Raw genomic sequence first — 20,905 nt, forward strand, 5'->3', positions numbered from 1 at the left:
TCTTCTGACATTTTCTATACAATCATGGGAAAAGCAGACGAGGGGGCATCGCTTTTGACGTTAACGACACTTCAAAAAAGCTTAAACGCTCAGCTTGACGGGCTGTATGAGGAAATGGTTGAAATCAGGCGTCACCTTCACATGAATCCCGAGCCATCCTTTAAGGAGAAAAAAACACCGGCGTTCATCGCCTCATTTTATGAAAAGCTCGGCGTTCCCATCCGGACGAATGTCGGGGGCAACGGTGTCACAGCCTATATTGAAGGGAGTGAACCGGGACCGGCCGTGGCACTCAGAGCTGATTTTGACGCTTTGCCGATACAGGATGAAAAAGATGTGCCCTATGCTTCACAAATTCCCGGCGTCATGCACGCCTGCGGGCATGACGGCCATACGGCGGCTCTGCTCGCGGTCGGAAAAGTGCTGTACTGCAACCGGGAAAAACTGAAAGGGTCATTTGTGATGATCCACCAGCACGCCGAGGAATTATCTCCCGGCGGAGCAAAAGCAATGATTGAGGATGGGTGCCTCGAGCATGTCGATGCCATTTTCGGCACTCACCTTTGGGCGACTGAACCCGTCGGGACGGTCTTATGCCGCCCGGGCGCAGTGATGGCCGCCGCTGACGGCTTTACGATTAAAGTCATCGGCAAAGGCGGCCACGGCGCGATTCCTCACGATACAAAGGACGCCGTTTTAATCGGCTCACAAATCGTCACGGCTCTTCAGCATATCGTCAGCCGGCGGGTAAATCCGGTGCAGCCGGCCGTCATCTCAGCCGGCTCGTTCACCGCTGAAAATCCGTTTAATGCGATTGCCGATCAGGCAGTCATATCAGGCACCGTCCGCTCGTTTGACGAAAGTGTGCGCAGCCTGCTCGAAGCAGAAATAGAAGCCGTCGTAAAAGGAATCTGTTCCATGCACTCCGCTTCCTATGAATATCGTTTCAAGCGCGGTTATCCCGCCGTCGTTAATCACCCCGAGGAAGCGGCGCACGCGGCGGCAGCCGCAGCGGAAACAGACGGCGTCACGAAGGTCATTGAAGGAGAGCCGCAGATGGCCGGAGAGGATTTTTCCTATTATCTGCAGCATACAAAAGGCGCATTTTTCTTTACGGGCGCCGCTTTAGAAAACCCGGAAACCATTTATCCTCATCATCATCCGAAATTTGATTTTAATGAAAAAGCGATGCTGACGGCCGCCAAAGTGCTTATCGGCGCCGCGGTGAGCTACCCCCGATAGGGCATAAAAAACAGCCGGTACATTACGTACCGGCTGCTGTGATTCTTAAATGAAAAACGTGCCTTGCCGTCTCACCGAGCTGTGACAGCAGTTTATAATTGGCCGCTCCGCCCACGGCGGCTCCGACGACCGGCAAAAGCTGAAACAATTTCACCACGTCCAGATAATCGCGGTATTCCTGCTGAAAAACTCTCCAATCGACATCATGCTTTTTCGAATCCCACTGTTCAATCATTGAGTATATGCGTTTCCGCTGTTCACCGCTTGAGAAAGCCAGCTGAAAAATAAACAGCAAAAACAATCGCTCATCCCTGTCTTTCACATCATAGCCGTAAATAGAGGCAAGATCGAACAGACATTTCATTTTAATGGATAACAGCAAAGGAAAATCAGCCATCCCTAAAAAAATTCCGCCGGCCCCCGTACCGATCCCTTCGGCTGCCGCGACCTTTTGGTACGATGCGATGGTTTGTCTGGCGAGGGCATCTTTTTCAGCAAGCGTCATACCGTTTGTATCCCGCTTGCCTTTCACCAGATTTGAACCCGCCATTGTTGCTTCGGTCATTTTTTTAATGCTTTCTGTGATGACGGCATGAATTTTATCAGGAATCCGCTCATTTATTTTCGCCTGCATTCCTTTAGAAAAACGTTCAAGCATAGAATCTTTGCGCAAAAAACGCACTTTCCATTGCAGTGCTTCCTGTATCAGCTGCTGATCGTCGGTCATCTGTGTCTCCTTCTTTCATTGAGGTTTCAAAAACCCGATTGATTACAGCTTGCCGTACTTTTTCAATCTTCCGCCCATATACGAAGGCATGATCACAAAAATCAGAACGGCTGAAGCAACAGCCGCATACAGCGCCCCGCTGACTCCCGCGGCATAGGCTGACGCTGCACAGAACAGCAGCGCCTGCACGGTTAATGCCGATTTCATCAGCGAAAAGAAACTTTGCAGCTTCGCTTTCTGATTGACCGGGTAAAGCTCCTGCAGAGAAAGATGATGAAAATGCCCGAACAGCGGCAGAAGCTGTATTCCCGTAATAAAGACGGTAAATACGGTTAACGCCGCCGTTATCCACGGATTGGCGGAAACGAGCATAATAATCAGGATAAAAATAATCGTGAGCCTGACCTGAATGCCTAGATAATCATTTGAACGCAGAAAGGCCCGCGCATACATATAGGAGAACGTTTTCCGCTGTTCGAACGGAATCATTCTGAGCAAAAAGTCGAGATACGCCCGGCGTTTTGCCTGTTTTTTCAGGTGAGGCACATCGGTAAACAGATTGGCGATTCTGTAAAACCGCTGCTTCCTTCTTAATTCATATTCAATATGGGCTTCCCATTTTAATGATTTATGTTTTGCGGCCGATGTGAAATACACATAAAGGCCGGCCATCACAATGTAGACGGCGGCAGCGTACACATAAAACGACTGTAAGACGAAGTATAAAAGCAGCATATTGCAGATAAAGCGTATGACCGTATCCATCATTTTCATGCTTCTGTCATTCATAAACGTCATCCGCCACTCCATGGCCTGATTCCACGCTTTTACCGCCAGCATCTGAATAAATACGGCGGCATACGACGCAAGCGACGCCCCCGGACTTACAGCGAAAAACAGAGGCATGCATACAAGCGACAGAGCAATAAGCGGAAACAGCTGTGACAGATAGCTGTACTTAAATGAATGCTTAAAGTATGTCCCCATTTTCGGTTCAAGCGGCAGCAGAAACACGAGGTCCGCTTCCTTTAACAGCGTCCGGACGTATGAACCGGTCAGCACAAATGAAAAGAGCACCGCCATCACCCAAAATGACGGAAAATGAACGGGAATGTCTTTGACCCACTTGCTGTACCAGCTTGCCGCGCCGGCAATAAAAAAGATCAGCACAATGACGAGATGATCATTGAGCATATATTTCATATACATTCTGGTTTCCTTTATATGCTCTTCAAGCCGGGACTGCCAAATCGTAGACATATTATTCATGGCCGGCGTCTTCCTTCGTCAGTTCGATATACAAGTCATCAAGAGCTGCGTCTTTCATGCCGAACTGCTCTCTCAGTTCTTCCAGTGTGCCGCTTGCCCGCACTTCGCCGTTATGTAAAATAATGAAAGCGTCACAGTAGCGCTCTGCCGTAGCCAGGATATGCGTTGACATCAGCACGCTTGATCCGGCTTTTTTCGCGGCGTCCATCCGCTCCAGCAATGCATTGATCGCAAGCGGGTCAAGGCCGAGAAACGGCTCGTCAATGATATAAAGCGAAGGCTCCGCGAGAAACGCGCACATGATCATGACTTTCTGTTTCATCCCTTTGGAAAAGTGAGCGGGAAACCATTTCAGCCTTTTTTCCATTCTGAATTCTTTCAGAAGCGGAGGAAGCCTTTTTTCAAGCGTTTCTTTGGAAAGGCCGTACGCCATGGCCGTCAGCTCCAGATGCTCTTTGAGCGTCAGTTCTTCATACAGCACCGGCGTTTCGGGGATGTACGTAAATTGCGAGCGGTAGCTTTCCTTATCCTCCGAAAACGTCTTGCCGTTCAGCTCGATCGAGCCTTTATGCGGGTCCATTAACCCGATAATATGCCGGATCGTCGTGCTTTTGCCCGCGCCGTTTAATCCGATGAGTCCGACAATCTGGTTCGGCTCAAGGGTGAATGAAACATTTTTTAAGACCGGGTTTCTCGTATAACCGCCGGTTAAGTCTTTTACCGATAGCAGAGACATAATTTCTCCCCTTCTGATTCGTTTTTCTTCATAGTACCAAAAATAAAGTCTGATTTGAAACGATTCCCTTTTTTTCTCACGTGAAAAGTGTGCATAGTTATCGTTTTGGCGGACATCATAATGTATGTAGAAGGAAACAGCTTTAATCAACTGAAAATGAGGTGTTTATAAAAGACGTCTTAGAACAGTTGGATGAAAATCAACATGTCCTGTGCTTACAATTTCTTCACACACTGCTTTGATGATGTTCTTCATTCATGATGAAATAATCAAATGAGGTGTTTGTCCCAGGAATGATTAAGCAGACCCATAAGTCTTCATTTTAAAAACAAATGAGGTGCTTACAAAAGGCATATTCAATTTTCTGTGATAAAGCTCGTACTTCTGCATCAGGGTGAACGCGCAGCCGTTCATCCTGTTTTTTGTTTTGGCCGTTTTTGTGGTACGATGAGAATATACATATATTTCTTTTCAGGGAGGAAACCCATCTATGCACAAAGCGGACGATTGTATTTTCTGCAAAATCATTGCCGGTGACATTCCGTCTTCAAAAGTATACGAAAATGAACACGTCGTGGCGTTTCTTGATATCAGCCAGGTCACAAAAGGCCATACGCTCGTGATTCCGAAAACACATATCGAAAACGTGTACGAGTTTACGCCTGAGCTTTCTAAAGAATATTTTGAAGCGGTGCCGAAAATCGCACGCGCCATCCGCGATGAATTCGAGCCGATCGGGCTGAATATTCTCAATAACAACGGTGAAAAAGCGGGCCAATCGGTGTTCCATTTTCACATGCATATCATTCCGCGTTACGGAAAAGGCGACGGTTTCGGGGCTGTCTGGAAGACCCACGCCGAAGACTATACGCCTGACGATCTTCAGGAGATCGCTTCAACCGTCAGAAAACGGCTTGCCTCATCTTAAAGATGAGGTTTTTTTGCGTCCGGAAACACAAAAAACATAAATTATATTTTTTATATCAAAAAAATCAAAAAATTGTGATAGGATAATTGTATTATTTCTTACACTAAAGCGGAAAACAGGGAGAGATCGTAAACATGGAACGTACAACGAATTTCAATGCAGGACCCGCAGCCCTTCCACTGGATGTGCTGCAAAAAGCACAAAAAGAATTTGTCAACTTCAATGATACCGGCATGTCCGTCATGGAGCTGTCCCACCGGAGCAAAGAATATGACGCGGTGCACCAAAAAGCCAAAAGCCTTCTGAAAGAACTGATGGATATTCCCGACGATTATGATATTTTATTTCTTCAAGGCGGCGCAAGCCTTCAATTCTCCATGCTGCCGATGAACTTTTTAACGCCGGAAAAAACGGCGCACTTCATCGTAACGGGCGCATGGTCTGAAAAAGCACTCGCCGAGGCGAAACTGTTCGGAAACACATCCGTCACGGCATCAAGCGCAGATTCAAACCACAACCACATACCGGAAGCGGGCCTCTCAGGAATCAAAGACGGCGCCTACCTGCATATTACGTCAAACAACACGATTTTCGGAACGCAGTGGAAAGAGTTCCCGAATTCACCAATCCCGCTCGTAGCCGACATGTCAAGCGACATCCTGAGCAGAAAAATTGATGTCAAAACGTTTGATGTCATCTATGGCGGAGCCCAGAAAAACCTCGGTCCGTCCGGCGTCACGGTCGTCATCATGAAAAAATCATGGCTTGAAAACGAAAACGCCAACGTCCCTAAAATGTTGAAATACTCCACCCATACAAAAGCCGATTCACTTTATAATACGCCGCCTACATTTGCGATTTATATGCTGAGCCTCGTCCTTGAATGGCTGGCTGAAAACGGAGGTGTCGAAGCGGCTGAACGGCGCAATCAGGAAAAGGCCGACATCCTGTACGGCACAATCGACGCAAGCGGCGGGTTTTACGCGGGGCATGCCGCAAAAGACAGCCGTTCTCACATGAACGTCACGTTCACCCTCCGCGACAGCAGTCTCACGAAAAAATTCGTTGAAGAAGCGAAAGCGGCTAAAATGACCGGACTCGGAGGCCACCGCTCAGTCGGAGGCTGCAGGGCGTCTATCTACAACGCCGTCAGCCTGGCTGATTGTGAAAAACTGGCTCAGTTTATGAGAAAGTTCCAGCAGGAAAACGAATAAATTTCTTCTAACATAACGGTTCCTTTGATATACTGTTTGCATATCAATTTTTCCGGCCATCGCAATAAATGGCGAGCATATTATTGGATGGCGAAAAAGCTTAGCAGAGGAGAGCTTAGTATGAAAACAAAAGAATTAGTCATTATGGCCCTGTTTGCGGCAATCGGAGCGGTGCTTCATTCCATTATGCCGCCGGTATTATTCGGAATGAAACCCGATATGATGCTTGTGATGATGTTTATGGGTATTCTGTTATTCCCCCGTGTGCAGAACGTGCTGATGATCGGGATTGTAACGGGAATCATTTCCGCACTCACGACATCTTTTCCGGGCGGACAGCTTCCGAATATCATTGAAAAACCGGTAACGGCGTTTCTGTTTCTCGCGCTGGCGCTTTTGGTGAAAAAGAGCGTGAAAACAGCGCCCGCCGCCGTCATTACGATAGCCGGCACCTTCATCTCCGGTTTGCTCTTTTTGGCGCTGGCCCTTCTGATTGTCGGCCTGCCGGGCGGATTCACCGCATTGGTGCTCGCGGTCGTCCTTCCGGCGGCTGCGCTGAATACGATCGCCATTATCATTATGCATCCGATTGTGCAGACGATCTTAAAACGGTCCAATATGATTGAAACGGTGAAATAACCGCATACCGAAACCTCTTCCGGCCGGAAGAGGTTTTTTAATGTGTTTCAGCATGTTTTATACGAGAAGTTTTGTGAAAAAAATAAGGAACAATGCGAGGGCGGTTCCTGCTGAGCAGACGATGGCCTTTTGGCGGACGACCCGCTTCGGCGGATAAGAAGCGGCCTGGCCGAGCAGTTTCAGGTAATAAACGGCGCCCGCCGCAAAGACAAGAGCCATACAAGATAAAACAATCATAAAGACAGACAACCTTCTCCCTCCTTTTTCCTTAAAAAATATGCTAAAATAAAGCAAGCTATGTATAGAAGTTTATTCTTCTGAACAAAAATGATAAAAGTTATGAGAAAAAAAACGGGGTGATTTCAAATGGCTGACGGACGTTCCCTTTTAACAGGCCTTTTCGTAGGCGGATTGATCGGAGGCGCAGCGGTGTTACTCTCGGCTCCTTCATCCGGAAAAGAGCTGCGGGGCAAAATCAAAGAGAATTGCAATTCAATTGAGGACACAATCAAACGGTTAAAAAAAGACGGAATGGCGCTTAAGGACCAGCTTGTCCAAACGGCGAAAGAAAGCGCAGAAGTCATTAAAGACGTAGGCGGAGAGCTTCAGACCAGCATTAAAAGGTGGCAGGAGGAAATCAAACCGCACCAGCAGGATCTCCAGAAGGAAATCGCTGATATTGAAGAGAAAATCAGACAGCTGGAGAAAACCTTACAAAACTAATATCCTATACAACCAAAAAAAGTGCGGACATATTGCGTTCCGCACTTTTTTTTGCGGTTTAAAGCCTTTCCCAGCAACGGATCAAGAATTTATTATAAAATTCTTAAATTTTCATCTTTATTAATCTTTATTTTATTGGCATAATAGAGGAAAAGAAAATGTGAAGCAGGTGATCTGTATTGAATCGTGTTGAACCGCCTTACGATCTAAAAGAAGCTTTAATCTATACCCAAAAAATGGCGCAGCTGTCCAAAGCGCTCTGGAAATCTATCGAGAAAGACTGGCAGAATTGGCTGAAGCCGTACGACCTTAATATTAATGAGCATCATATATTATGGATTGCCTATCAGCTTAAAGGAGCTTCTATTTCAGAAATCGCCAAATTCGGCGTTATGCACGTATCAACTGCATTTAACTTTTCAAAAAAGCTTGAAGAACGGGGATATCTGAAATTTTCCAAGCGGCTGAATGATAAACGGAACACGTACATTCAGTTAACAGAAGAAGGGGAAAATGTATTCGAAAGCCTGCTTGAGGAGTTTGATCCGTCGAGAAACGCTGTGTTTAAAGGCTCACAGCCGATCTACCACTTATTCGGGAAGTTTCCTGAGGTTGAAGAATTAACCTGTGTCATCCGCCACATTTACGGCGAAGATTTTATGGAGATATTCGAGAAATCATTGACAAACATAAACAATGATTTTGATAGTGAAGACGGAAGGCTGAAGAAAAAAACGGACGAATCGGCTGTCCATGAAACGGCTGAAGAGCTGGAACCGATCAACAGTTAATCAAAGTGCTTCATAATCTCAATAAATTCTTCCATCAGCGCTGTATAAAGCCCCTGCTCATACAGAGCAAAAATCGTTTCATGAACATCTAATTTTTCGTTCAGCTGTCCCGCAAAAAGCGCAAGGAGCTTGTCAAACGTCACAAAGCCTTGCGCTTTTTGCGACTCCAGCTCGTCCTCCAATTCGCGGCAGATCCGCCCGACCTCTTCTCCTTCTTCTTCGGTCAGCCCTTTTTCAATCATCATCGCATAAAAAGGGTACTTATCCATATCCACCGTTTTCACCAGCAATTGTATGTAATATTCTAAACGCCCGATACGCTGATCCATTGAATCCATCCGTTTCACTTCTTTCTATCTTTAATCTTATTTTAGCTGATAATGAATGGAGAAGAAAGGTTAAACCGTACATTTCCATGTTTCACCGAGCTCTTCTGTTCTTCTCTTTCCAGGTTTATTTTTTTCTTTAAAAAAGGATTGATTTTTTCTCCTGAAGAGAGTAAATTATTTTGAGATTGTATTCCATCTTTGTACGGAAGGATGACTCTGATGAATTGCTGGAAAACCATTAATCTGATCAAAGATTATGGTGCGGTTCGTTTATTATTGACTGCTGTAGGTTTTATGATCCTGTTTTTTATATGCAACTTCTTGGCATTCGGGCTGCTGCGTCCGAATATCAGTTTAAGTGACGGGCACGTGTTTGCTTTTTGTGTTCTGCTCGTTGTTACTTTATTTGTACATAAAGTCATACATGTCCTGCCGATGATCTGTAAAAAAAGAAAAAAGGAAATGAAAATGTACTTCTTGCGGATGCCGACATGGAAAGGCATACCGAAAACGACGATGCTGATTTCAACGATCAGCCCGTTTTTATTCATTACGCCGTTATTGTTTTATGCCGGACTGGCATTTCCGAGACACGCTCATTACTTTTATATGATTTCGAGCATCCATGCGGGGTATTGCCTGCCTGATCTTCTGTTTGCCCTGCATCTGGTCAAAGCGCCCAAATCATGTCTGATTGACCAGGAATCCGACGGTTTTGATATTTTAGTAAAAAAAGTGCCGGAGTCTTGATGTCCCGCTGATTTTTCAGGTTACATTCTATCTTTTTTAATAAATATTTGGTAATGTAATATGGGAGCAGTTCAGAGAGAGGGGGAATCTCCCATCATTTTATTCTATTTTATCGTGGCTGCCCTGTTTATTCTTTATTTCATAAACAGGCTCACAAATACATTATGCCTTGTCAGAGAGATTCCTGAAGACCGGCAGGATAAGGTATTCCGTTTTATTAATGTATCTATTTTAATTTTACTGATCTCTTCATTCGTCGAGATCTCCTTTACTGTGTAAACAGGCAAAAAAATATGGCTGACGGAGGCCTGACCCCCGACAGCCATATTTTTTTCTTAATAAAGCCAAGAAGCGCCGATGATGATCAATAAGATGAACAGAACAACCAATAATGCAAAACCGCCTGCAAATACTTCACCCATCTCCAAAAGCACCTCCTACAAAACGTTTTATTTTTCCAATTACATCATATGCAATTTACTACTGAAACGATTAGGCGCCCGGGTAAGAAAACGGACCGCTTTTAGAAAAAGCGATCCGTTTCGCTTAACAAATGTAAGCTGCACCTACGATGATAAGCAATATGAACAGTACTACGAGCAGTGCGAAACCGTTTGAATATCCTCCGCCCATGGTTCATTACCTCCTTTTCATGATCAATATATTTGTATGTATCAGGAAAAAGTTTGACTAGACGAATGCCCTTTATTTAAAATCTTTTTACAGAAAGCCACAATATGTTATGATACGCATATGCAATTTAATTTGGATGATTAGGAGTGTTTAAAGGAATGAAGAAAATCGCGATAGCAGCTATTACGGCAACGAGCGTCCTGGCTCTCAGCGCTTGCAGCAGCGGCGACAACGACGTGATTGCCAAGACGGATGCCGGAAATGTAACAAAAGGCGAGCTCTACACGAACATGAAAAAAACCGCGGGCGCAAGTGTGCTGACACAGCTCGTACAAGAAAAAGTATTAGCAAAAAAATACAAAGTATCGGATAAAGAAATCGATACCAAGCTGAAAGAGTACAAAACGCAGCTCGGCGATCAGTACAGCGCCCTTAAACAGCAGTACGGCGAAGATTACCTGAAAGATCAGGTGAAGTACGAACTGCTTGCACAAAAAGCGGCGAAAGACAACATCAAAGTGACTGACTCCGATACGAAAGAATATTACGACGGCTTAAAAGGTAAAATCCGCGCGAGCCACATCCTTGTCACTGACAAAAAGACAGCTGACGAAGTGGAGAAAAAGCTGAAAAAAGGCGAGAAGTTTGAAACGCTTGCGAAAGAATATTCAACTGACAACTCAAAAGACAACGGCGGCGACCTTGGCTGGTTCGATAAAAAGTCAATGGATGAAACATTCAGCAAAGCTGCATTCGGCCTGAAAGTCGGACAAGTCAGCGATCCGGTCAAAACAAAATTCGGTTATCATATTATCAAAAAGACAGAAGAACGCGGCAAATATGATGACATGAAAAAAGAACTGAAAGAAGAAGTTCTTAAACAGAAATTAAACGACAACTCAGCTGTACAGGCGGCAATTCAAAAAGTCATGAAAAAAGCTGACGTAAAAGTGGAAGACAAAGACTTAAAAGACACGTTTAACACTTCAACATCATCATCTTCCCAATCTAAATAAAAAAACTGTGCGGGCTCTCGGCGAGCCGCACAGTTTTTTTATGCGATGGAATGATTGGAGTTTTCTTCCGCATCCGCGTTTTCACTTGCGGGCGCCGCCATACGGCGCTCGCGTTCCTGTTCCATCCGTTCAATATACACCCTTCCTTCTTTTTCAATAAACGACTGGTCCAGCTTTTCCTCTTCTTTAGCTGTTGTGAAAAGCTTATAAGCGCTGAAAATAATTCCGATAATGCAAAGGTATACCCACCAAGGAAAAAATAGCACGTCGGTTTCCTCCCTTTTTTACCCAGAGTCTTTATTCTAAGCTATGCTTGATAAAGACAAGTTATGAGAGCTGAACGTAAAAAAGACCGATCATAGAGAATCGGTCTTTTTTATCTTATTGGTGGAAAGTCGGTTTGTAGAAAGAACGGTTTTCAAGCGCAAATACACGCTCTGTGTATTCGCCCGGCTTCACCCGTTCCAGCGCTCTGTCCATCATGATCATTTTTGCATCCAGATTGTCAATGTAGTGCAGAATTTCCGCTTCTTTCACCATCGGCGGTTTCGGGCTTCCCCATTCCGCTTTTCCGTGATGGCTTAAAATCAAATGCTTCAGAATCAGCACTTCTTCAGCGTCAATCTGAAGCTCTTCGGCTGCTTTTGAAAGCTCTGTCACCATGATCGAAATGTGCCCGAGCAGATTCCCTTCCACGGTGTACGTTGTGGAGACGGGGCCTGAAAGCTCTTTTACTTTGCCGAGATCATGCAGAATGACTCCGGCATAAAGTAAATCCCGGTCAAGAGACGGATACAGATCGGCTATCGCTTTTGCCAGGTTCAGCATGGACACTACATGATACGCGAGCCCTGAAACGAACTCATGGTGGTTTTTAGCCGCCGCCGGGTAATCCATAAACTCAGCCGCATATTTTTTGACCAGATGTCTTGTGATCCGCTGGATGTTTGGATTTTTCATTTCAAAAATGTATTGAGTGACGGTTTCCATCATTTCATTTTTCGGAATCGGCGCCGTTTCCAGAAAATCATCAATGCTGACATTTTCGTTCTCGCCGGCCGGCCGGATGTTTCTCAGCTTAAGCTGGTTTCGTCCGCGATAGTGATGGACATCTCCGATCACCTTCACGATCGTCTGCGCCGCGTACGTTACTTCATCAGTCGGCTTGGCATCCCACAGCTTCGCTTCGATATCTCCCGATTGGTCCTGCAGCATTAACGTCAGGAATGGTTTTCCGTTGCTTGCGATTCCCTTAGTCGAAGATTTAATCAGAAAGTATTGATCGACCTGCTCGCCGACCTCGTGCAGCATAATACCTTTTGCCATTCTATTAAAAGCTCCCTCCATATCTTACATAATACCAGTATAGCACATACCTCTTTTTTGAAAATAAACTCTTTTATGACAGGAGGCGCATGACTTGTCCGCTGTGAAAAGACCGGCTGACATGCTCATGACAGGTGAAATAAAGTATCTGCCGCCCGCCTTCTGAAAGCTGATTCAGCACATCAAACAGCCGCTGCAGCCGCTGCCTGTCAAAATGGACAAAACTGTCATCAAGTAAAAACGGCAGTGATACCGCAGATTCCCTCTCTGACGCAAGGGCAAAACGAATCGCCGCATAAAGCTGCTCGCATGCCGCCTGTGAGAGTTCGCCTGCAGAAAACACCGTTCCGTCTTTCCGCATGACCATAATGGAATCATCAGCCTCGGAAAAATACAATTTGTGATAGCGTCCGTCCGTAAGCGGTCCGTATAATGCACCGGCGGTTTCTAACAGACGGGGAAGCGTCACTTTTTTATGCCGCTCCATTTTTTCCCTTATAATGTGTCTGACCGTCTGTAATGCGGCCCACTCTTTAGCGGTTTTTTTCACGCGCTCCTTCTGCATTTCTGTCTGCTGTTTTAAATCGGATACAAGCCCCGAGGACTCCAGCTGCTCTTGCTTCACCGTTAATAAAGCGGTTTGCTCACGGAGCTGGGCGCTTTTTTCCTCAAGCGTTTTTTTCTCTGTTTCCTTCTGAACGACTGTATGTTCAAGTTCGGACACTGTGCGGCTCATGTACGGCTCCAGCTGTTTTCCGCCTATGCCGGACAAGTGCGTTTTGATTTCGCGCAGCTGCCGCTCTGTTTCCCGGCGGCTTTCATTCAGCCTGGCGAGTTCACAAAAGTGTTCGCGGTTTTTTGCGCCTGCCGCCATGAAAAGCTGTTTGACCTGCTGTTCGTAGTAATGAACTTCTTCGTTTAATTCACGCATTTGCTCTTGTGCATGCAGCAGATCCGTTTCGAGCGCCTGCTTTCGTTTTGCTTCCTCACGGGCCCTTTCCGCCTGCGCCAGCAAAACGTGCAGTCTTTCTCTTACGGACAGCTCCCTTCCGTCTGAAGGACTCAGCTTTTTGACCCGGTCCTCAAATGCTCTTTGCAGCTTTTGCAGCCGGCCCGCTTCAATGGTCAGCTCATGCTTGTTAAGGATTTCTTTTTTGACATCTTTCATCACATGATATGCGTCAAGAAGATGGGAAGGACTTCCTGAAAACCCCAGTTCCTTCATAAAAAGTTCCGCCTGTTTTTCAGACGGCGCCATTTCCGCCTCCCATTCTTCATATTGACGGATGACTCTTTCATATGCCGCTTCTTTCTGTTCAAGCACGGCTTGATCCGCAATCAGCTGCTGCCGGTGCCGGCCGTCACGCCAAAGCTCTTCCTGCAGAAGATCAGCCGCTTCTTTAGAGATCGCCGGCTTCTTTTTCTTGTGTCCGGGCCCTCCTCTTTCTGACGGCAGCGGTTTTTGCATGCCGGACAGCATATACAGCAGCAGAGCGCCGGTAAAAAGGGCGGCGGGCAGCCATTCCTTTAACATAGCGAAAATCGCAATGAACAGAATGCCCGCACCGAGAAAGAGCTTTTTTTGTTTGGCGCGCTGTTTTTCCAGCTGCTGTACATGTTCCTGCCATTCGTTTCCTTCTGTATCAGCCGTTTGCTTATATGATTGTAAAGCGGCTTCTTTTTCTTTCCTGACAGCGGGGTCCAAAATGTTTTCCGCCGTCAAGGCATGTTTTCGTTCGGCTTCTTCCAGCTCCAGCCGCGCTTGTTCGAAAATCGCATCAAGCTGTGTCTTTCTTTCTCTTGCCTGTCCGGCGCTCTGCACGGCTTCCTGCAGCCGCCATTCATATTCATAATCGGTGTTCAGTGAAAGAATGCCGTCTTCCTCATGTCTTCCGAGCTGCTGCAATCCTGACGAAACGCGGGCAGATGTCTGCCGGATCTGTGATTGGATGGCTGCAAGCTGTTCGCCGCGCGATTCATACATATGCTGCTCGCCGGAAAGCTCCTGCAGCTGCCGCTCTTTTTGCAGCAAGTCCTCATTTGGAGCGAGCAGATCAGCCTGCCGCCTGAGTTCAGCCGCTTTTGCCCGAAGCCCCTCAAGACGGGCCGCTTTCGGATGGAGATGCGATTCGTATTTTTCAAGCTGATGCATTCCATCCTTCGGGAATTGCTTCAATGCTTCCGGATAAGAAGAAAGTTCGCTTTCCAAGGCTGTTTTTTTGTCTGCGAGCGGCTTTGCTTCTATCGCCGATTTTACTGTTTTGATTTCTTCAGTTATGTCTTTCAATCGTGCTTCGGCATCCTGCAAACGGCCGCCGGCGCTTTTTTTCTCTTCCAGAAGGCTGTGATAGCCCGCTTCCGCAGCTTCCGCCTGTTTCAGCTGGGCGCTGAGCCGCTTTAATGTATCCAACTCCTGATTTAAGCGGGGGTTCCGCCCGTTCGGCTTATACATCCTGTCAAGTTCTTTTGCCAGTCGCCCGTCAAGCTTTGCCGCCGCTTCTGACCCGAATAAGCTCGAATACAGGAGAAACTCGCCGATTTTGTCCCGGTTAAAAGCTTGAATCTCCTGCAGTCCGAATACATCGAACGAATAGATCGCTTCGTACAGCGCCCGATCTGTATCGGAAAGAAGCTGTTTGAGACATTCTCCGTCCTTGATTTCGCCTGAAGCCGTATACACTCTGACTTTTTCGGCAGCGCCTTTTGTCCGTTCGATTTTGACAGCGCCGTGATCGCCATGCTTCAATTCCACAGTGCCGCCGTAAACCCCGCCGTTTTTCGGTTCGTATTTTTTTGATTTCGGAAAACCGAACAGCACGCTTTTGATAAAGGACATCAATGTCGTTTTACCCGCTTCATTTAACCCGTAGATCACTTGCACGGGAGAATCTGACAACTGAAAACTTCGGTCGGAAAATTTTCCGTATTGGTAAATATGCATCGCCGTTATTTTCATCGCTGAAGCTCCTTCATTTGGCGTCTTAAAACGGCTTGAGCCTGCCGCTTAATATCCAGTATCTCTTCATCTGTAAATGAAGCCATCTGACGCCGGTATACGGGATGACGCTCAAGGGCTTCAAATACACCGCTCATGTCCGCGCATTGTTCTATGTCCTGAAGGAGCCCTTTAAAAAACGGATCGGGCGGCACGGTGTCTGTTTCATCCGTCCGATCCTCAAGCGCAAGCGGCCAGACGAAACATTCCTCTTCGGCCTCTTCCTCCTGTAAAGCGGAAAGAAGCTCCTCCGCGATGCCTGCGGGCGCCTCCGTCCAAAAGCGGGGCGCTGCGCCGCGAAGCACCAGCCTGACACATGCCGGGCGGCCCGCCGCGCGCAAGCCGGAGAATGTATCCGATGCGGTTTTCAGAAGTGAAGTCATATGTTCAGCTTCGGAGATATCAAGATCAATTTCCTCCCATAACACATCATGCGCTTCTTTGAATTCCCAAGACATCTCACCGTTTGCCGCCCGGACGAGATAATATCCCTTAGGCCCGGTTTCTTTTAAATGCCGGGCTTGAATATTCCCGGGGTAAATGGCGGCGGGATGCCGGGCGGACAGAACCTGCCGTTTATGAATGTGTCCGAGCGCCCAGTAATCCATGCCGCTTTTTTCAAGGTCTTCTTTCGTAAACGGGCAGTACGGGTCATGCCCTTCCGCTCCTGATAACATGCCGTGGAGCATGCCGATATGATAAGGCGCGCCGGTCACTTTCCGGTAACGGGCCGCCTGATTGACCGTTACGCTTCTGTCCTGATAGCTGCATCCGTATATGCTTGCCGCAAGCTCTCCGTTTTTAAAGAAAGATTTTTCCTCCGGTGTATCCGAGGTGAAGATATGTACATTTTCCGGCCATTCAATCGGCGTCCACTTACCGCCCAAATGATCATGGTTGCCGAATATGACGAACACTTGGATATCCGCTTCCTGTAATCTCGTAAACTGTTTTCTCAAAAACAGCTGGGCTTTTAAACTTCTGTTGGCTTCGTCAAACAGATCCCCCGAAAGCAGCACGAAATCTGCCTGCTCCCGGAGTGCCCCGTCCGTCAGTCGGCGGACGCTGTGAAATGTGCTTTCTTTAATACGCGCATATACCGGTTCAGGCAGATTCGAAATACCGTAAAACGGGCTGTCCAGATGCAGGTCAGCGGCATGAATAAACGTCAGATCAGCCATCTCGCCCTCCCCTTTCTGCAGATTGAATTACCCTTATTTTAGCACCGTTTTTATACGAATGCACGTTCTGCAAAATAAAAAAACAGCCCGGCTGTTCCGGGCTGTTTCACTTATTTTTTGGAGATGCGCAGCGCTTGTTTGATCGCTTTGAATCCGCTGGCGTTTCCGTAAATCAAAACGCCGCCTTTGTAAATTTTCGCGCCGACCGCCGCAAAGATCACGATAGTGAGCAGTGTCAGGGCGATTCCGGCCGCAGCCTGCCAAAACGGGATATCGAGCATCCCGACGCGTAAAAACATAATCATCGGCGTGAAAAACGGAATGTAAGATGTAACGGTAATAAAACCCGCGTCAGGATTGCCAAGTCCGAACATGGCGATAAAAAAACCTGCCGCGACTAAAAAAACCATCGGCTGAATCGTCTGCTGTACGTCCTCTATCCGGCTGACAACACTGCCGAGAAACGCGGCAAGCGTCGCGTAAAGAAAATAGCCGAGCAAATAGAAAATGACGGCATAGACTATCGTCGAGACGGGAACATCCGTAAAATTGAGAAATGCACTGATCGGCGACGACGCATCATTTTGAGGGTTCAGCTTCAGTGAGAGATAACCCGCCGCAATCAGCAACGCAAACTGTGTGATCCCCACGAGCGCGATACCGAACAGTTTGGCAAACATCTGCTGAATCGGCGGCATGCTTGAAATTAAAATTTCCATGACGCGGGACGATTTTTCCGTCGCCACTTCCATCGCAATCATGCTTGCGTACATGATAACTGAGAAGTAGATGACAAACAGCATGATGTATACAAGCCCCATTACCTGACCGAGCTCTTCCTCAGATTTCGCCCCTTTTTCCAGCGCGCTTTTGCTGACTTCCGGCGGAGTGTAGAGGCTGCTGACTTTTTCTGCAGAAATGCCGAGCTTGGCGGTTTCGACAGCGGTTTTTGTCTGGGTTAAAGCCTGCTTGAGCAGTTTATACGCTGATTCATCGGAAATGGTCAGCGCTTTGTATGCTCCTGTTATCGTTCCTTTTTGATCTTGTCTGATGATAAACAGTCCGTCCCATTCACCGTCTTTGACACGCTTTACGGCATCTTTTTCGGACTCCTTCGTCTCCATTGCCTGCAGATCATTGTCTGTATCCGCCGCTTTAAGCTGTTTTGCAAACGCCGGGTACAGCCCGCCCGTTTCATCAATCACCGCAATTTGCTGCTTGCCGTCATCCGATTGAAACACGGATATAATCGATTGCAGGTTGGTCACCGCTAATACTAATAAAACGGTAATGGCGGTCGAAATAATGAATGACTTTGTCGCGATTTTGTTTTTATATGTATGAAACAGCATAATCCAAAATTTATTCATATACGGCCCCCACCTTTTCTATAAAAATATCATGCAGTGACGGCTCTTCCAATTCGAACTTCCGTATAAAACCTTTCCCTTGCAGCGCCCGGAAAATATCCTGAGAAACCGGTTCATTCGCGACCTGCAGTCTGATCCCGTCATTTGTTTCCTTCCATTTCATGACACCTTCATGCGTTTTTAAAAAGCTGAGGTCATCATCTGAATGAACGGTGACATTTTTTTTGCCGAAAGACCGCTTAATGTCTTTCAGATTGCCTTGAACGACGGGTTTTCCCTTCTGGAGAATGCACAAATTCTCACAAAGTTCTTCCACATGCTCCATTCGGTGGCTTGAAAAAACGTTGGAAACGCCGCTGTTTTTCAAAGAAATAACCGCTTCTTTCAGCAGCTCGACATTCACCGGATCAAGACCGCTGAAAGGTTCATCGAGAATCAGCAGTTCAGGCTTATGCAGGACGGCCGAAATGAACTGGATTTTCTGCTGGTTTCCTTTAGACAGCTCTTCGACTTTCTTATTCTTGTAATCTGTAATGCCGAACCGCTCGAGCCATGTCATGAGCTCTTTTTCCGCCTCTTTTTTGCCCATTCCTTTTAATCTCGCCAAATAGACAAGCTGGTCACTCACCTTCACTTTCGGATACAGCCCCCGCTCTTCCGGGAGATAGCCGATTTTTTCACTGATGGAATAATTGACCGGCTGCCCTTTCCAGGTGATATGCCCGTCAGTCAGGCTTAAAAGACCTAAAATCATCCGAAAGGTCGTCGTTTTTCCCGCGCCGTTTGCGCCGAGCAGCCCGAACATTTCCCTTTCAGGTATTTGCAGGTTCAAATTGTCAACAGCGGTAAAGCTGCCGAATGTTTTCGTTACGTTTTCAATTGTAAGCACGAATCCAACTCCTTCCTTGACCCATTATATACTAATAATGGGTAAAAATTAATGGAGGATTTTAAATTCTTTATCAGAATATCATTCTATAAAGGGGGTGACATGATGGGACAATATGTATTGACCGCATTCCATGCGTCGGGAGAAACGCTGCTGGATGAACGGATCGAAGCGGATAATGAGGCGGAGGCGAAGGCCGCCGGAGAGGCTTTGTTAAAGGAAAAAAAACTTGAGAACAGTACTCATCGCTTGGTAAATGAAGCCGGAAAGCTGATTTTATTCCACAGATAACAGAAGCTTTCCGGCTTCTGTATTTTACCGGTTAAATTGCGGCGTCCGTTTTTCTAAAAAGGCGCGGATGCCCTCTTTATGATCATCCGTTTTTCTCATATTTTCCTGGGCCTTTCGTTCAAGAGACAAAACATCTTTTAACCGGCTGATATGGAGGCTCTGATAAATAGCCTTCGTTTCAATCATCGCTGACAGCGGCGCATGCAGCAATCGGTCGATATACGGTTGTGCCCCCTCCGCAGGGCCGCCGCTGAACAGCCCGTCGGCAAGCTTGAGCCGCACCGCTTTTTCAGCAGGCAATTTTTCACCGCTCCAAATCAGTTTTTTCGCTTCGATCTCACCGACGCGTCTCATTAATAAATAATGGCCTCCTCCGTCGGGGACCAATCCGATGCCGATGAAATTCATCGCGAGGCGGGCGTTTTCTTCAGCGAGCACCACATCGGCGCACAGCGCGAAACTCAGCCCGAGCCCCGCCGCGGCTCCGTGGATGGCGGCTATCACAATTTTTTTCATATCATAGAGCGTCAGCGTAATGGATTCGATCATTTTCATGAGCCGTTCATATTCTCCTGAATCATGATCCGACGTCATCATCTGAATATCACCGCCCGCGGAAAATCCCCGGCCTTCCCCCCGCAAGAGGACGATAAGCGCTTCGCTGTCGGCTGCCATCACGCATGCATTTTCCAATTCCCGGAGCATTTGTTCATTCAGCGCGTTGTAACTGTCAGGCCGGTTCAGCACAATCTCTGCGATCTTTCCCTTTTCTTCATAACGAATATACTGCATGTTTACACCCTCCTTGTATCCGCTTACATATTTTGTTCAAATGATATATTCCTTCCGCCGAAGCGAAACTCCTTTATTTTTCAAGGTCAACAGATACCGAAAAATGCATATCATTTGAAACTGAACATACATTTTTATATAGTGAAATTGATATACAAAACAAAAGGGGGGAAAACACCGATAATGAAATATGTGATACTCAGCTTGTTACTGAGCTTTTTTATGGTGCTGTTCCCCCCTTCGGATGTCGCTCTTCCTTCCCAATTGGTGACAGAAACAGACAGCCATGTACAAATTTCGGTTTACCCGCAGGAAACGGAATCGGCAAAGACGCCGGTTCAAACCAAAACCGCTCCGCAAGGCCTGTCAAAAGGATACGGTGCGTTATCCCGGATGATCTCCCTGTTATCTGTCAAACCTCTTGATCAATTCATTGATTCCACAATGGAAAGGACATGCGCCATTCCGATACAATACCAGTCAAATTACCTCCGGCATCAGACAATTTCTCATTGCCAATCTGTATTTACGATGTAAAAACAGTATATTCCGGAGGGATTTTTTATGAATATTAAAGAAAACGATCTGCCCGGCATCGGGAAAAAATTCGAAATCGAAACGAGAAATCATGAAAAAATGACGATCATCATTCATGATGACGGCAGGCGGGAAATTTACAGATTTGATGACCGCGACCCTGATGAGCTTCTGGCAAGCATTTCACTTGATGATGCGGAAGCAAGACAGATTGCCGCGATTATCGGCGGGATGGTGTACAAACCGCAGGCGCTTGAATCGATTGAAATGGCGTTCAACGATCTGATTATCGAATGGTTTAAAGTTGAAAAAGGGGCAAAAGCGGCAGGGCGGACGCTCGGCGAACTGGATGTGCGTCAGAACTATGACGTGACGGTCATCGCCATCATTAAGCATAACCGGAAAAAGCTTTTAAACCCGGGGGCTGATTCGCTCCTTGAAGCAAACGATACACTCGTCCTCTCAGGTGAAAGAAAGCATCTGAAAAAGCTGATCCAAGACTTCCTCTCCAGAGACGGAGTGTGATC

Annotated in this window: 26 protein-coding genes; 12 read left to right on the top strand and 14 right to left on the bottom strand. The window is 46.7% G+C overall.

Going from position 1 to position 20,905, the window contains the following annotated elements:
- Positions 1-54: 54 nt before the first annotated feature.
- Positions 55-1,242 (top strand): M20 family metallopeptidase, encoded by a 1,188-nt coding sequence (locus tag SB24_RS04720; RefSeq protein WP_039252133.1) that lies wholly within the window; start codon positions 55-57, stop codon positions 1,240-1,242.
- A 22-nt stretch (positions 1,243-1,264) separates the two neighbouring features.
- Here the strand turns inward: SB24_RS04720 and SB24_RS04725 are convergent, their stop codons facing one another.
- Genes SB24_RS04725 through ecsA form a run of 3 tightly spaced genes read right to left on the bottom strand, consistent with a single transcriptional unit; the run spans position 1,265 to position 3,974 of the window.
- Entirely contained in the window at positions 1,265-1,969 is a 705-nt protein-coding gene (locus SB24_RS04725; protein WP_015417153.1) for an EcsC family protein, read from the bottom strand.
- A 42-nt stretch (positions 1,970-2,011) separates the two neighbouring features.
- Complete coding sequence (locus tag SB24_RS04730) at positions 2,012-3,238, bottom strand: ABC transporter permease (protein WP_039252136.1); 1,227 nt, start codon at positions 3,236-3,238, stop codon at positions 2,012-2,014.
- A complete protein-coding gene (gene ecsA, locus SB24_RS04735) occupies positions 3,231-3,974 on the bottom strand; it encodes an ABC transporter ATP-binding protein EcsA (RefSeq protein WP_003155231.1) in 744 nt (247 codons plus the stop codon). Before ecsA ends, SB24_RS04730 begins: the two co-directional genes overlap by 8 nt.
- A gap of 490 nt (positions 3,975-4,464) precedes the next feature.
- Here ecsA and SB24_RS04740 point away from each other — a divergent pair, with 490 nt between their 5' ends.
- The 3 genes from SB24_RS04740 (at position 4,465) to SB24_RS04750 (ending at position 6,755) form a co-directional block, all read left to right on the top strand.
- The gene (locus SB24_RS04740) at positions 4,465-4,902 is read left to right on the top strand and encodes an HIT family protein (RefSeq protein ID WP_007409220.1); all 438 of its coding nucleotides are present in this window, start codon (positions 4,465-4,467) and stop codon (positions 4,900-4,902) included.
- 134 nt (positions 4,903-5,036) lie between these two features.
- The gene (gene serC / locus SB24_RS04745) at positions 5,037-6,116 is read left to right on the top strand and encodes a 3-phosphoserine/phosphohydroxythreonine transaminase (RefSeq protein WP_015417151.1); all 1,080 of its coding nucleotides are present in this window, start codon (positions 5,037-5,039) and stop codon (positions 6,114-6,116) included.
- A 120-nt stretch (positions 6,117-6,236) separates the two neighbouring features.
- Positions 6,237-6,755, top strand: coding sequence for a tryptophan transporter (locus SB24_RS04750; RefSeq protein WP_007409222.1), 519 nt, complete (start codon positions 6,237-6,239; stop codon positions 6,753-6,755).
- 57 nt (positions 6,756-6,812) lie between these two features.
- Here SB24_RS04750 and SB24_RS04755 read toward each other — a convergent pair whose 3' ends face one another.
- Positions 6,813-7,004 (bottom strand): membrane protein YhzF, encoded by a 192-nt coding sequence (locus tag SB24_RS04755; protein WP_007409223.1) that lies wholly within the window; start codon positions 7,002-7,004, stop codon positions 6,813-6,815.
- A gap of 117 nt (positions 7,005-7,121) precedes the next feature.
- On the opposite strand from SB24_RS04755, the gene SB24_RS04760 reads away from it, so the two are divergent.
- Both SB24_RS04760 and SB24_RS04765 read left to right on the top strand, forming a co-directional pair.
- The gene (locus SB24_RS04760; RefSeq protein ID WP_014417330.1) at positions 7,122-7,478 is read left to right on the top strand and encodes a YtxH domain-containing protein; all 357 of its coding nucleotides are present in this window, start codon (positions 7,122-7,124) and stop codon (positions 7,476-7,478) included.
- Positions 7,479-7,657: 179 nt separating this feature from the next.
- Entirely contained in the window at positions 7,658-8,269 is a 612-nt protein-coding gene (locus SB24_RS04765; RefSeq protein WP_003155240.1) for an HTH-type transcriptional regulator Hpr, read from the top strand.
- On the opposite strand, the gene SB24_RS04770 is transcribed toward SB24_RS04765, so the two are convergent.
- Positions 8,266-8,607: a YhaI family protein gene (locus SB24_RS04770; protein WP_003155243.1), complete on the bottom strand. Its 342-nt coding sequence runs from the start codon at positions 8,605-8,607 to the stop codon at positions 8,266-8,268. The genes SB24_RS04765 and SB24_RS04770 overlap by 4 nt on opposite strands.
- A gap of 210 nt (positions 8,608-8,817) precedes the next feature.
- Here SB24_RS04770 and SB24_RS04775 point away from each other — a divergent pair, with 210 nt between their 5' ends.
- A complete protein-coding gene (locus SB24_RS04775) occupies positions 8,818-9,348 on the top strand; it encodes a DUF3267 domain-containing protein (RefSeq protein WP_007409225.1) in 531 nt (176 codons plus the stop codon).
- A gap of 60 nt (positions 9,349-9,408) precedes the next feature.
- The gene (locus SB24_RS04780; protein WP_003155245.1) at positions 9,409-9,627 is read left to right on the top strand and encodes a hypothetical protein; all 219 of its coding nucleotides are present in this window, start codon (positions 9,409-9,411) and stop codon (positions 9,625-9,627) included.
- Positions 9,628-9,683: 56 nt separating this feature from the next.
- On the opposite strand, the gene yhzE2 is transcribed toward SB24_RS04780, so the two are convergent.
- Together yhzE2 and yhzE1 are read right to left on the bottom strand one after the other, a co-directional pair.
- Positions 9,684-9,770, bottom strand: a complete 87-nt coding sequence (gene yhzE2, locus SB24_RS04785) for a sporulation protein YhzE2 (RefSeq protein ID WP_003155248.1) — start codon at positions 9,768-9,770, stop codon at positions 9,684-9,686.
- 124 nt (positions 9,771-9,894) lie between these two features.
- Entirely contained in the window at positions 9,895-9,981 is an 87-nt protein-coding gene (gene yhzE1 / locus SB24_RS19425; RefSeq protein WP_017417375.1) for a sporulation protein YhzE1, read from the bottom strand.
- Between the two features lie 158 nt (positions 9,982-10,139).
- Here yhzE1 and SB24_RS04795 point away from each other — a divergent pair, with 158 nt between their 5' ends.
- Entirely contained in the window at positions 10,140-10,997 is an 858-nt protein-coding gene (locus SB24_RS04795) for a peptidylprolyl isomerase (RefSeq protein WP_039252140.1), read from the top strand.
- 38 nt (positions 10,998-11,035) lie between these two features.
- Here the strand turns inward: SB24_RS04795 and SB24_RS04800 are convergent, their stop codons facing one another.
- The 6 genes from SB24_RS04800 to SB24_RS04825 all read right to left on the bottom strand — a co-directional run bounded on the left by SB24_RS04800 (position 11,036) and on the right by SB24_RS04825 (position 18,758).
- Positions 11,036-11,263: a sporulation YhaL family protein gene (locus SB24_RS04800; RefSeq protein WP_007409227.1), complete on the bottom strand. Its 228-nt coding sequence runs from the start codon at positions 11,261-11,263 to the stop codon at positions 11,036-11,038.
- Positions 11,264-11,378: 115 nt separating this feature from the next.
- Positions 11,379-12,323 carry a 3'-5' exoribonuclease YhaM gene (gene yhaM, locus SB24_RS04805; protein ID WP_003155251.1) on the bottom strand — a complete coding sequence of 315 codons (945 nt, stop codon included), beginning with the start codon at positions 12,321-12,323 and terminating at the stop codon, positions 11,379-11,381.
- Between the two features lie 73 nt (positions 12,324-12,396).
- Positions 12,397-15,279, bottom strand: coding sequence for an ATP-binding protein (locus SB24_RS04810; protein ID WP_039252142.1), 2,883 nt, complete (start codon positions 15,277-15,279; stop codon positions 12,397-12,399).
- Entirely contained in the window at positions 15,276-16,499 is a 1,224-nt protein-coding gene (locus tag SB24_RS04815; protein ID WP_015417147.1) for a metallophosphoesterase family protein, read from the bottom strand. Before SB24_RS04815 ends, SB24_RS04810 begins: the two co-directional genes overlap by 4 nt.
- A 110-nt stretch (positions 16,500-16,609) precedes the next feature.
- Positions 16,610-17,869: an ABC transporter permease gene (locus tag SB24_RS04820; protein ID WP_039252144.1), complete on the bottom strand. Its 1,260-nt coding sequence runs from the start codon at positions 17,867-17,869 to the stop codon at positions 16,610-16,612.
- Positions 17,862-18,758: an ABC transporter ATP-binding protein gene (locus tag SB24_RS04825; protein WP_039252147.1), complete on the bottom strand. Its 897-nt coding sequence runs from the start codon at positions 18,756-18,758 to the stop codon at positions 17,862-17,864. The genes SB24_RS04820 and SB24_RS04825 overlap by 8 nt, the downstream gene beginning before the upstream one ends.
- Before the next feature lie 105 nt (positions 18,759-18,863).
- On the opposite strand from SB24_RS04825, the gene SB24_RS04830 reads away from it, so the two are divergent.
- Positions 18,864-19,049, top strand: coding sequence for a YhzD family protein (locus SB24_RS04830; RefSeq protein ID WP_003155259.1), 186 nt, complete (start codon positions 18,864-18,866; stop codon positions 19,047-19,049).
- Between the two features lie 24 nt (positions 19,050-19,073).
- Here SB24_RS04830 and SB24_RS04835 read toward each other — a convergent pair whose 3' ends face one another.
- Entirely contained in the window at positions 19,074-19,841 is a 768-nt protein-coding gene (locus tag SB24_RS04835; protein WP_007409232.1) for an enoyl-CoA hydratase, read from the bottom strand.
- A 183-nt stretch (positions 19,842-20,024) separates the two neighbouring features.
- Here SB24_RS04835 and SB24_RS04840 point away from each other — a divergent pair, with 183 nt between their 5' ends.
- Both SB24_RS04840 and SB24_RS04845 read left to right on the top strand, forming a co-directional pair.
- Complete coding sequence (locus SB24_RS04840; protein WP_007409233.1) at positions 20,025-20,378, top strand: hypothetical protein; 354 nt, start codon at positions 20,025-20,027, stop codon at positions 20,376-20,378.
- A 27-nt stretch (positions 20,379-20,405) separates the two neighbouring features.
- Positions 20,406-20,903 carry a cation:proton antiporter regulatory subunit gene (locus tag SB24_RS04845; RefSeq protein ID WP_007409234.1) on the top strand — a complete coding sequence of 166 codons (498 nt, stop codon included), beginning with the start codon at positions 20,406-20,408 and terminating at the stop codon, positions 20,901-20,903.
- Positions 20,904-20,905 lie beyond the last annotated feature (2 nt).

It is taken from the genome of Bacillus sp. Pc3 (assembly GCF_000815145.1).
Taxonomy (GTDB): Bacteria; Bacillota; Bacilli; order Bacillales; family Bacillaceae; genus Bacillus; species Bacillus velezensis.